Annotated in this window: 7 protein-coding genes and 1 other RNA gene; 2 read left to right on the forward strand and 6 right to left on the reverse strand. The window is 43.9% G+C overall.

Annotation, left to right across the window (positions count from 1 at the left end; genetic code table 11):
• Window positions 1-579: 579 nt before the first annotated feature.
• On the reverse strand, window positions 580-3,537 hold the full coding sequence (locus tag CJD36_RS21645; protein ID WP_161499416.1) for a ligand-binding sensor domain-containing protein: 2,958 nt from the start codon (window positions 3,535-3,537) through the stop codon (window positions 580-582).
• 341 nt (window positions 3,538-3,878) lie between these two features.
• A complete protein-coding gene (locus CJD36_RS21650; protein WP_105041305.1) occupies window positions 3,879-4,058 on the reverse strand; it encodes a hypothetical protein in 180 nt (59 codons plus the stop codon).
• Window positions 4,059-4,239: 181 nt separating this feature from the next.
• Here CJD36_RS21650 and CJD36_RS21655 point away from each other — a divergent pair, with 181 nt between their 5' ends.
• On the forward strand, window positions 4,240-5,313 hold the full coding sequence (locus CJD36_RS21655) for a Glu/Leu/Phe/Val family dehydrogenase (protein WP_105041306.1): 1,074 nt from the start codon (window positions 4,240-4,242) through the stop codon (window positions 5,311-5,313).
• Between the two features lie 117 nt (window positions 5,314-5,430).
• Here the strand turns inward: CJD36_RS21655 and CJD36_RS21660 are convergent, their stop codons facing one another.
• The 4 genes from CJD36_RS21660 to ffs all read right to left on the reverse strand — a co-directional run bounded on the left by CJD36_RS21660 (window position 5,431) and on the right by ffs (window position 11,242).
• A complete protein-coding gene (locus tag CJD36_RS21660; protein WP_105041307.1) occupies window positions 5,431-5,796 on the reverse strand; it encodes a hypothetical protein in 366 nt (121 codons plus the stop codon).
• 294 nt (window positions 5,797-6,090) lie between these two features.
• Window positions 6,091-8,346, reverse strand: coding sequence for a M43 family zinc metalloprotease (locus tag CJD36_RS21665; protein ID WP_105041308.1), 2,256 nt, complete (start codon window positions 8,344-8,346; stop codon window positions 6,091-6,093).
• 374 nt (window positions 8,347-8,720) lie between these two features.
• Window positions 8,721-10,958: a zinc-dependent metalloprotease gene (locus CJD36_RS21670; RefSeq protein WP_105041309.1), complete on the reverse strand. Its 2,238-nt coding sequence runs from the start codon at window positions 10,956-10,958 to the stop codon at window positions 8,721-8,723.
• A 185-nt stretch (window positions 10,959-11,143) separates the two neighbouring features.
• An RNA gene (gene ffs, locus CJD36_RS21675) (signal recognition particle sRNA small type) lies at window positions 11,144-11,242 on the reverse strand.
• 193 nt (window positions 11,243-11,435) lie between these two features.
• Here ffs and CJD36_RS21680 point away from each other — a divergent pair.
• On the forward strand, window positions 11,436-12,548 hold the full coding sequence (locus tag CJD36_RS21680) for a hypothetical protein (RefSeq protein ID WP_105041310.1): 1,113 nt from the start codon (window positions 11,436-11,438) through the stop codon (window positions 12,546-12,548).
• Window positions 12,549-12,575: the final 27 nt, after the last annotated feature.

A 12,575-nucleotide genomic window follows, 5' to 3' on the forward strand; every position in this document is an offset into this window, starting at 1 on the left:
AGTCAATAAGCTGCTCAAACAAGCATTTGCTATTGCGACAAAAGAAGCAATTTTTGAGAAAAATTATTTACAAAATACTTGTTTATAAACACAGTTCATTGCGAGCCCTTCGCGAAGCAATCTCACGTAAGGACGTACTCGTTTTGTGCTTGTTGTAACTAGACAAATCTGGCAAACTACCCGACGTGAGATTGCTTCGTGCCTGCCAATGACCCGCTGAAAAAACCAACATGTAAACCTATTTAGTGACGAGGCAAACCAATATCGGGACTAAAAAGTGGAAGAAAAACGGAAGAAAGTGGAAGTTTTTGGAAATTTGTTAACACCTTCAAAACCTACCCACAGCACACTACAGCCGACACCTCCAAAACAAAATTTCCGTAAGCACGAAAAAACTTCCACTTTTCAGAATAAGAATACCCGAATGTCACCGTGAGGCTCTCGAACCGCGACATTCGCACGGGAGGTATTCGTTTTGTGGTCTGTTTAAATTCTGTGCAAGCATCCCGATGTGAGATTGCTTCGCGAAGGGCTCGCAATGACCAGCATAACGAGTATTTTCGTCAGGTTGCAACCACCCTACTTATTCCTAGGTATCCTGAACGTAAGGCTGATGATGGTGCCTTTGCCGTAGAAGGAATCGAAGTAGAGGCGGCCATTGAGGCGGCCGGCACGGATCTGCATATTGTTGATGCCGTTGCCTTTTTTTACTGCTTTGGGATCAAAACCGAGACCGTCATCTTTGAGGATCATCTGCAGCACATCACGCTTTTTCATGCTCACATCGAGGGTGATGTTGCGGGCCTTAGAGTATTTAAGGGCATTGTTGAGCGCTTCCTTAAAGATCATGATAAGGTTGCGGCTCATGTCCATTGGCAGGCGATAATTGCGCCACTTTTCTTCTATGCCGGTTACTGAGAAGTTCACGTTGGTATCCTGTAGCAGTTCACCGCCAAAGTCTTGTATGCGCACCAATATCTCGTAGAGGTTGTCGTTTGATGGTTTTAGCGACCATAGAATATCGCGGGTACCACCATAGAGTAATGATGTATTCTCTTCTATCTGTCCGAGTATACGGGTAACATCGGGGGTTGGCTCTACCTTACTTTTCAGTACGTTGGTGAGCACGTTGATGCGGGTCAGTTTGTTACCTATCTCATCATGAAAATCTTCAGCGGTACGTAGTCGTATCTTGGATTGTTCTTCTGCCCTGAGTTTGGCCAACAGCTTCTGGCGGCGCTGATTGCGCTTGTTGTAGATAGACTGCAGCAGTATACCTATGAGGATACAAGCCACCAATATACCCACCCTGAACCACCATGTTTTGTGATATGGCGTGATGATCTCAAATGCATAGGCCAGTTGCGGATGTGTCTCTCCATCTGATCCTACCGATTGCACATAAAAAACATACCTGCCGGGAGGTAATGCAGAATAGGTAACGGTGTTGGTGGCCGACCATTCAGACCACGGAGCGTCTATACCCTCCATACGATAGCGATACAGCACTTGCTCGGCACCGCTGAGGGTTATGGCCTGGAAGGTGAAGGTTATGTTGTTCTTTTTGTACGGCAGGTGCAGATTGACCGGTACACCATACCACTGATCAAGGCTATCGTAATAGCTCGGATCTATGCTTGCTTCACCCGCCAGCTTTACCGATTGCATAACAATACTTGCGGGAGCTGAGGAAATGACTGATGAATGAGGCTGATAATGTACCGCTCCATTGGTAGTGCCAAACCAAATGCTGCCGTCCTTCAACTTCAACACGGCATTGATATTACTCTCCATGCCGGTAACACCCTGTGCCTTGCCGAAGAAAGTAACCTGGGCTACCCCTGTGGCATTCATCATTATCTTATGTATACCAAAGCCCGTGCCCACCCAAATATTGCCGTCGCTATCGTCTATGATATTATAGACGAAATCTGACCGCAGCCCATTGGACTTGTTGACCACAAGCGCTTTGCGAGTGGACAGGTTATACCTTATTGCTCCATTATCTGCGCTACCCATCCACAGGTCTGAGCCACGCAGGATCATGCAGTTGATATTAGAACTATCGGCAATAGTACCTGTAAGGAATGGTGATACTATATCCTGGTTATGAAGGAACAAACCGTCTTTTTCAGTAGCTATCAACACACTATCGGCACCAATGGACAGAAAGGAAACGACGTGCAAATTATTTTTTACGTTCACCGTTCTGAAACTGTCATGCTCATAAATAAGCATACCATTACCGAAGCCGATCCATAACCTGTTCTCTGCATCTTCATATACTCTGGAAACTGTTGAAGAAGGGAAGTGGTGCTGTGGTGCACTATACTGCCGGAAGGTTTCGTGATCATATTCAAACAGGCCTCTGTCGCGGGTACCTATCCACAACTTCTGATCGTGAGCATAGCAGAGGGAGGTGATAGCAGTAATACCCTCGCCCGGCAAGGAACGCGGGCTTACTTTACCGCCATTAAAAATGAATAGTCCGGCCTCGTAAGTGCCTAAAAACAGAGAGTCGCGTTTGTTGGTGGCAATGGCCATGATTTGCGCGCTAGGCAGGCCCATGGTCTCATCGAGCGAGGTAAATAAAGTACCCGAGAAACGGAAAACACCCTGCCCGTCGGAAGCCATCCAGATATTGCCTTCAGCATCTGTAAGTACATCAAAGAACCCGTTATCGCTGAGCCCGTTTTTCTTATTGTATACCTGCAGCATATTGCCCGATAGCTTCATAACCCCAACACCGGTGCCCAACCATAAGGCGCCTGACTTATCCTGTGTAATGGCCTTTACCGACACATAATTAAACGGTTGTCCGTTGAGCATGTAAGGAGTGATATGCTTTTCCGCAACTGAATACAACCCCATACCGGTACCCAGCCAGATAGCATCATTGCGGTCTTTATAAATACGGTTGATGGACGGCGACTTCTGATCGGGAGGCAACAGGAAGGTATAAGTTTCCCATTTATTATTGGAGAAATGATATAGCGTATCGCTCTTGGCTACCCACAAGCTACCCGACTCTGCCAGCATTGAAGTGATTTGCTTATCGCCACCGGGCGTGTTGAAATATTTGATCTTACCGGCATTGATATAATAGACATCGCCAGCGGCCCGCCACCACACGGTATCATTGATTACGTTTATCTGCTGGCTGTTGCTTACCGGCGCAGTAAACGTATGCTCCGTTTGCTTAGGGATGGAGAAATGCTCGAACGTTCTGCCATTGAATTTAGACAGCCCTTTCTGTGTGCCTATCCATATGTTGCCCGTCTTGTCAGTAGCTAAAGCGTTGACCGTGCTACTAAGCAGGCCATTATGCATGTTGTAGTTGGTGAAGGTCTTGCCATCGTAGCGGGATAATCCTCCCATTGTACCTATCCAGAGATTACCGGTTCTGTCTTGCGTAAGGCATAAGGCCTGAGATTGCACCAGCCCTTCGTCTACATTGAGATTGTGAAAGGAGTAGCGCTGGGCATATGATAATGTAGTAGCACACATACCGCATATCAATGCAATAATGTAGCTCATCCTGATCATATGTATGGGTAATTTCATCGAGTGTGTGAAATTAACCCTTCTGAAGGTTTATTCAAAAAGGGAAAAAGAAATCACCCGTTTGGGGGAATGGCATTTTCTGATGGCTCAATAACTTAATGGCTGAATGGCTCAATTGAAGCCCATCGCTATTTATTGCGCACTTTCAGGGCTTGTGACATTAGCTATTTAAATTCGCTCTAACAGATTTGACAACTTTTTAGAAAGTTGTCAAATCTAATGGCCGATAAATGAAGCATGAAATAGCAGCGAATACGTATAAAAAAAGACCGGCATTTGAGGTGCCGGTCTTTTCAAAAATGTTTAAGTAAGAATTACTTAGCTGGTTTGTCTTCTTTCTTAGTTTCAGCTTTCTTTTCGCCACCTTTCTTGCAGCATGCAGCTGATTCCTTAGCGCATTTTTCGCCTTTCTTCTTGCAACAAGCTTTTTCCTGAGCCATAGCAGAACCGGCAAGCATAGTAGCAGCAACAACTAATAATGTGATTTTTTTCATTTTGTTTGAATTTTATGGAATAAAGATAGGGAATAATTTTAAAAACAACATTCATAGCACAAATATGAATAGTTAAAACTTATCGGGTCAACTGATTATAAACATTTACCCAATAAAACAACAATCGGGAATTTACTATCCAAACAAATTTAATTAGGTTTGCGGTCGCTAAAAGAACAATATGCAGCAATCAGTAATAGACACAATGAATGCCATGGGTCACGAACAGGTAATGTTCTGCACAGACCCTAATACCGGCCTTAATGCTATAATAGCTATACATAATACTACACTGGGCCCATCGTTGGGTGGTACGCGCCTGTGGAATTATAACAGTCATGAAGAAGCGGTTATAGATGCGCTTCGCCTGAGTCGTGGTATGACCTACAAGTCTGCCATCAGCGGACTGAACCTGGGTGGTGGTAAAGCTGTATTGATCGGTGATGCATCGAAGTTGAAGAACGAAGCTTACTGGCGTCGTTACGGCCGCTTTGTGAACAACCTGGGCGGTAAGTATATAACTGCTGAAGATGTAAATACTTCTTCAAAGGATATGGAATACATCAGCATGGAAACAAAACATGTTACCGGTGTTCCTGAATACCTGGGTGGCAGCGGCGATCCTTCTCCTATTACTGCGTATGGTGTGTATGTAGGTATGAAGGCTGCTTGTAAGAAAGTATACGGCAGTGATAGCCTGGCTGGTAAGAAAGTATTGGTGCAGGGTGCGGGCAATGTAGGCCGTACTTTGATAGACCATATCATAGAAGAAGGTGGCAAGGTATACCTGAGCGATATTAACGAAAGCAACATAAAGAAGGTAACGGATAAGCACAGTGGTGTAGAGGTATTGAGCAACGATAAGATATTTGATACTGAGTTTGACATTTATGCTCCATGCGCATTGGGTGCAAGCGTAAATACCGACAGCATCAACAAAATGAAGTGTGCTATAATAGCAGGTGCAGCCAACAACCAGTTGGCTGACGAGAATGTACACGGTCCGATGCTGGTAGCTAAGGGTATCACTTATGTTCCTGACTTCCTGATCAATGCGGGTGGTATCATCAACATAAGCGTAGAACTGGAAGGTTACAACCGTGATCGTGCAATTGCTATTGTATCTAAGATCTACGATCGTACGCTGGAGAACTTTAAAATGGCTGAAACAGAAAATATCCACAATCAGCTGGCAGCTATGAAGATGGCTGAGAAGAGGTTGCAGGATATTGCGAATGTGAAGAGGGGGCTGTAGTAGATAGTCGTTAGTACATAGTAGATAGTTCTGCTTAATTAATATTTTAAAGCCGGAAAGTTGGGAACAGCTTTCCGGCTTTTTTTTGAGCAATCGAGACATCACCTTACATTAACATTAATCTGCAAAGTCATCGATGAATCTTTCTTTAGAAAATTCGGCAATCCATCCCTCCTTCCCCATTGGCCAGCCATGTAGTTCGCCGTCTCCTGTAAGTTTATGCACTGTGCCATTTTCCGTTTCAAAAGACAATTTTATATGTTCGTTGCCAATAGCTAACAACAATCTAAAAATGGTCTCGTCCACAGTATCCATAACCACCATCTTCAAAAAAAATTCGGGGTCTGTATCACGTGCCGCTTTCATGCGTTCCGCCCAAGAATTTTTCCCTCTCAACAAAAGTTGATTGTCCATCTCGTGGATCGCATCATCACGCACATGTTCCATAAGCAGTTTGCCAAATTCATCTACTGGTCTCATCATTGTATAGACTTTACGCTTGTATGAAATTACGAATTATAAGGACGTGGGGGCACTTTAAGCCTAGCTGTTGGTCGGAAGACGCTAAAGCGGCAGATGTGGGGGTTGTTGGTACGTACAAAACGAATACATCCCGATGGCTGTTGGTCGGGAGATACAACAGCGGCAGATGTGGGGGGGGGGGGGGTAGTGGATGCTTCGACCAGTGCAGGGATTGATGGTCGATATAATAAGGGCGAGCCGCAAATGCGACCCGCCCTTATTATATTATATTTTAATGCACTATTAATATCACTATCAATACACCACCAACTTCTGAGTCTTGGTTTGGATGCCAGTGGTAGTCTGTACCATGTAGATTCCCTTTGCCTGCAATGCAGTTTGTGGGATCTCTATGCGTGCTTCGTTACCAACGATCTGCTGATCGACAGTGTAGATAACCTTACCAGCGATGTCTGATACGATAACGTGTGCTGTATTATTGTTTGCATCCTTAACTACTACAAAAGCATTGCTGTTGGTAGGGTTAGGAACGATAGCTACATCTACGTTACCCATAGATACGTCATTAACACCAGCCGGGTATTTGCCGAAGCTCAACCTGTCCATGTAGAAGTTATTACCAGTACTCACCAGGTAGCCATTGTGGTCAACACCCGGCTGGTAACGGAAACGGAAAACTACATAAGAACCACGTGCAGCTGTAGGGATGTTGATTGTTTTAGCAACCCAGTCAGCATTAGAGGTAGGAACGTAAGGCAGGTACGTTGCGCCCTTGTTAAGCAGGTCGCCCTTAGCCAATGTTGTTAAAGGAACCCAAGTCTTAGCATGATCAGTAGAATAATAGATGATCATTGTATCAGTAATGTCAAATGAATTGCTAGAACGTGAAGCACCTGATGTAAAGAAGTTCATGTTGCAAGGACCTGTAGCCATACCTGAAAGGTCAACCGGAACACTGAAGAAATCATCGAAGTCACCTTTTGGTGTTCCAGTAACCGGATAAACGCCAAGAGTTGGATTAACACGAGAATCGAAACCTGCATACATCATAGAGTGGTTGTCGTAGAAACCAACACCTGCATGCTGCCATTTGAATTCGTTGTTATAATAATTGAAAGTAGGCCATTTAGCCAGATCTTCAGCCGGATTGAATTCTGCTACAACATTCTCCGGCTGGAAAGCGTTTGCGTCAGCAACATAAATAGAGTTGGTAAACGCGACTGTGTTGGTACCAGAATGGTTACCGGTGGCAGCCATAGAGATATTTACCCAACCCTGATCGGTAAATGAATTGGTTACTGAAGAATTATAATTTGGATTAGCAACTGTATAAGTAGGTGTAGATGCACCGTTGCTGAAAGTCATGGTAAGGTTAGTAACCGTATCGCGCCATGTTCTGTTAGAAAACTTAAGCGGCGTACCAGGGCAAGTGAAATACTGGAACTTACCTGCAGCAGAAGGGTTTGTAGGGAAGAACTCAGGTATTGGAGTCAGATCAGGTCTTGCATCCATAGCACCTGTGATCCTCAGATTGAAAGTATCATACAGATTATGGCGGTGAATATCGGTTTTCAGACATGCACGCATACGATCAACCTGCCCCTTTGTAAACATCAACTCACAGTCAGCATAGTCCATAAGGTTCTGCGTATTTGTAGTATCAGGATAGTTAACAAGTGTAGGCGTACCCACAGAGTCAAGATAGATCTTAAAATAATTGAACGCGCAAGCTGTATCATACAATGCACAGCCACTTGGGTGACCGATCGTTGGCGGGGTATCATCAACCTCATCATCGCCACATGCACCCGGGGTGCCGCATGCTGCACCGCTGCTATTCCACGGGTGGTAAAGGCTAAAGTAGTGACCTGTTTCATGCTCCATAGTAGTACCATCACCAATAAAAGGAGCGGCACATATTACACCATCATAAAAAGAACGGGCATCGAAGTCGGTAGGGAACTGAGCGTAAGCCAATACGGTACCACCGGCTATTGCCATACCAATTGTATTCTCGAACCAGATATTGTAATAGTTCAAAGGAGACCACTGATCCATCTTAACCTGGTTGTCACCACCCATTGTAAGGTAGCTAAACCTGCGGGTGATACCAGTTGTGGCCTGACCCAATGGGTCTTTTGTAGCCAGATGAAAGCGAATATTTGCCTTACCTACAAATTTCTTAAATGGCTTGATAACAGAAGAAGTATCATAGTTCAATGAATAAGTATTATTCATTCTTTTGATAAGGTTGTATACCGCGTCATCAGTTATGAAGTCTGAAGTAATATAACTGTGCTGAATGTGTACTGCCACCGGAATGTCGATAATGGTATCGTCTACGGTAGTAGTGCGGTGAAGCGCACGTACATCGAGATGACTTAATGTGCGGCTGATCTGCTCATTAAATTCTCTTTCACGGTCTGCCAGCGCAGGGGTTTCTTTAATATATTGCTTGTGCAACTCATCTGTAGCACACTTTTGCTGTGCAAAAGCAGTGCCTGATAGAAGCGACGCTGACAGCAATAGAAGAGAAGTAGTTTTTTTCATTGTCAAAAATTATAAAATTCAGAGGTTAATAAATCGTTGATCCAATAATTCAGCAACACTTCAAATAATAAGTAGGCTGTTGAAAATAACAGCTCACACAAATAAGACGAAATATTTACCTGAAATCTTGGGCTTTATCAAAAATAATTTTCTAAAAAAAACGTCCGGTGTTAAATTTTACGTAACAAAAGGAGAAATTTTCATCAATTATCCTAACAGGCGGCGTAAAGTTAATGAAATTCCTGTGTTATAATTATAAATATTACCCGAATTATCTACAGAAAAAGCCAAATATTACAATTAAATGAGCTGAATTAAAAAGCGGCAAAAGGAAATGTCCTTTTGCCGCCAGAAATATACAATCTGATATTATATTAATAAACTACCAATTTCTGAGTAGTTACGTTACCATCAATTACCACAGATACGAAATAGATACCTGCTGTAGGAGTAAGATCGCGGCCGATTGGCTGCTGAACAGCAGAGTTAGGCGCATATAATTCGGTTGACTGATATACTACCCTACCTGTGATATCCTTGATAGAGATATGCACTGCATTTTCGTTACCTGTTTTGAATACAAGATTGCAGCCATTGTTGGTAGGATTGGGGAAGATAGTCAAAGGCATGCCAGAATTAGCGATCTCCGCTACATCTGCAGGGAAACCTGAAATTTTGAAACCATCCATGTAGAAGTTGTTACCAACATTTCCGGGCCAGTACCTGAACCTGAAATATGTATTAGCATTAAGGTAAGCAGCAGGAATGGCCACGCCGCGCGCAGTCCATGTGGCGGTACCACCCGGTACAAATTCAGATGATTTTGTACCATTGTTTACCAAAGTACCCCGTTTGTAGCCAATTATTTTATTCCATCTCTGTCCGCCATTAATTGTTACATGGATCTCCAGAGAATCGCCCACCGGACCAGAAATGCTTCCGGAATTAGCAGCGGCAGCAGCAGAATTGAAATTAAGATAAACCGGGCCTGTCATGCCGGCAAGGTTAAATGCAGGCGTGCACAAGTCATCATGATCACCCAATGGTGTTGCTGACCTCTTCTGTGTGGTGTCATAAGATCTGAAGCGCATACAGCCATTGTCGCCGTCGTTACTTGCACCTGTAAATTGACCCCACTTATACTGATTTTCGAAGTAGTTGAATGCAGGCCAGTTGGCTACATCGGCGGAGTTACTGAAAGACTGGTTGTAGCCGAAACCACCAACGGGAGTAGTATCTGCAACATAAACAGCATGATCGTTTACCAGAGTTGTAGTACCAGCATTAGACGTAGCAGCCAAAGTAACTGTAACCCAACCGGTAGTAGTGAACCTGTTCAATACAGAAGTTGTAGAAGTAGATGTAGGCGTGGTAGCACCATTAGAGAATGTCCAGTTGACAGCTGAGATAGTATCATTCCAGCTCCTGTTTTTGAAATTGAAGTTAGCTCCACTGGCAGGCGTAAGAAAAACAGTACGGGCATCAGTGATGATACCTGATCCCGTTGCTCTTTCAACAGAGAAATCGGCTACAGGAGGCAGATCAGGCATAGGTGCAAGCGCACCGGTTGCAGCCAGGTTAGCGGCTGTTATAAGGTTGTTTCTGCCGGCAGTACCGGAGGTAAGGGCATTGCGCATACGATCGCACTGGCCCTTGGTAAACATATCCTGGCAATAAGTGTAGTCCATTATGTTCTGCGCATTGGTAGTATCGGGGAAGTTAACTACTGAATCGGGCAGACCGGAAATAGAAGTATAGGCATGTGTGTAACCGGTAGCGCAGGTAACGTCATACAATGCAGCGGCAGTGCAACCTACTGGATTATGGCCTTTTGTAGGAGGGGTATCCCAAACCTGGTCATCTCCGCAAGCCACGTCAGGTGCATTGGTATTGCCCCATACGTGCTGCAGGTTCAATACGTGACCCAACTCATGGGGAATAGCTTTGGCATAATTAATGTAAGTGTACAGGCCGATCACACCATCGTAATAAGGCATACCGGCGGCAGAAGCAGGATAGTAGGCATAAGCCGCGGCGCCTGTAGAGGCAGCACCAAATGTATTGATGAACCATAGGTTGATATACTTATTATTAGGCCATGGATTGTACTTAGCCTGATCATTGGCATTACCGGTAAGGTAAGAGTGCTCATGCACCACACCCTTGGTAGGATTACCGTTAGGATCGATAGTAGCCAGGTGCAACCTGATGCGCGGATTACCCACGTATTTTTTGAATGGATCAATAACATTAGCAGTATCGGCATTCTGCGCCAGGAACACTACAGCCCAGTACTTAACTGCTTCGTAGACATCATTATCGGGCAAATACTCTGCACCGTAGTCGTGAACAATATGTACTACCAATGGCACGTCGAACATAGTAGTATCGAACGGGCTTAATGTGGTCTTTGCACCAACACCCGGCAGTCCGTTGGCATAAACCGCTGTCATCTGTTCTTCAAATTGCTTTTCGTACTCCAGTATCTGCGGATACTTCTTTACAGTCTCCCAATACATTTCATCCGTCATGCACGGCTTCATTTCCTGTGCTATTCCTGCCTTAGCCAGACAGAACATAGCTGTCAATACGATTGAAAACTTCTTGAACATTAGGTTATTGATTAAATAATTTTACATTAAGCGCCGTGAAGTTAACAGGAAATGGAATATGTTGTATCAAATACAAGATTATACGACAATAAATCGACAATTGGGTTTATCGAAGCTTATGAGGGAGTATGTTTATTAACTTTTGATTAAAATTTACCAAAAAGTTTAAGGTAGGGGCATAAAAAAACTGGCAGATTACTCACATCGCGCCGCTACGACCACCTACCCTTGCTACATTCCTGTCCTGGGGGATTCAGTAGGAGCTGACCGTATAAGACCTGCCAGAGAGGCAAAGGTATAGTATAAAGAGAAAAAGAAAAAAGAAAACTCAAACATTTATAATTGTAAAGGGTTGGCGGGTGATGTTGTGTTTGTTTCGGTAAATTTACAGGATCAAAAACCACAATTCTGTACTATTATATTACATCCTATCCGCTGCAATTCTTTTCGTTCTTCGTTCTGGCAAGGCCGATAACCTTGCTATTACATGAGCTTGGTCACGCAGTTGCTGCCCGGATTCTAACAAAAGATAAGGTCTCTGTTTTTATTGGGTCATATGGCAATAAAGAAAAGAGTTTCAGAATACCTCTAGGCAAACTGGAGGTATTCTATTGCCCCAGCTTATTGTCTTTTAGTCAAGGGCTCTGCATTCCTGCAGCAAAGGATATATCGACAAGGAATAGGATCATCTTTCTGGCTTGCGGACCATTAGCCAGCCTCGTAACTGCTACTGCCGTTCTAGGCAGCGTAGTGTTGTTCCAAGCCCAGGATATTTTGAGAATAGGCATTATTGCATTAGCGGCATCAGCAATATCGGACTTGTTTGCGAATCTTATACCAATAAGAAAAGCTTTCAAATTACATAGTGGCAGTATTGCATATAATGATGGCTTTACAATATTAAAACTACTTAACTGGCAGCGATACCAAAAAATCATTCCCCTTTATAACCAATTCAACGAGCATAAGCAGTATGTGCAAGCACTTGAACTGATAGAGCCGGTATTTAAGCCAAAGATCAGTTATGTAGAAATATACAGGAAGGCGCTTATAAGCGCACAGCTGGCAGGGGAATATGGTAAGATGATGATATTTTATGAAATGGCAGTACCCAACACGCAGCTTACAAGTGGGGAACATAATTCTATGGGGTTGTTATTTGCTGTACATCACAGGATAGAAGAAGCTTTCGAAGCCTTTGACAGAGCCATTTCCATTGATCCGGCAAATGTCTCAGCCATTCTTAACCAGGCTTTCTGCCATCTGTCTAGAGGAGATTACGGGGATGCGATTGCAGACTACAACAAATGCCTGAATGCACCAGAACACCTTGCGTACACGCTTGCCAATGTAGGGCTGGCCAAAATAAAGCTTGCGGATACTGTTGCCGGACTAGACGATATAAACAGGGCAAAGGAAATTAGCCCTAACGAACCATATGTATATAGAAGTCTGGGGATTTATTATATGGACACAGGCAAAACAGAAGAAGCACTGGCGAATTTCAATAAATGTCGGGAACTGGATAGCAATTGCCATGTTATAGACCAACTTATAGAGCAGGCTAACGGACAAACCGGGTGGTATTGAGCACTTGTTATCCCAAAGCCTTGTTAC

Origin of the sequence: Flavipsychrobacter stenotrophus, assembly GCF_002954265.1 — a bacterium.
Classification (GTDB): domain Bacteria; phylum Bacteroidota; class Bacteroidia; order Chitinophagales; family Chitinophagaceae; genus Flavipsychrobacter; species Flavipsychrobacter stenotrophus.

Coding starts and splice junctions, on each gene's coding strand:
- CJD36_RS21650 (WP_105041305.1), bottom strand. CDS start 4,058: ATGAAAAAAATCACATTATTAGTTGTTGCTGCTACTATGCTTGCCGGT.
- CJD36_RS21665 (WP_105041308.1), bottom strand. CDS start 8,346: ATGAAAAAAACTACTTCTCTTCTATTGCTGTCAGCGTCGCTTCTATCA.
- CJD36_RS21655 (WP_105041306.1), top strand. CDS start 4,240: ATGCAGCAATCAGTAATAGACACAATGAATGCCATGGGTCACGAACAG.
- CJD36_RS21660 (WP_105041307.1), bottom strand. CDS start 5,796: ATGATGAGACCAGTAGATGAATTTGGCAAACTGCTTATGGAACATGTG.
- CJD36_RS21670 (WP_105041309.1), bottom strand. CDS start 10,958: ATGTTCAAGAAGTTTTCAATCGTATTGACAGCTATGTTCTGTCTGGCT.
- CJD36_RS21645 (WP_161499416.1), bottom strand. CDS start 3,537: ATGAGCTACATTATTGCATTGATATGCGGTATGTGTGCTACTACATTA.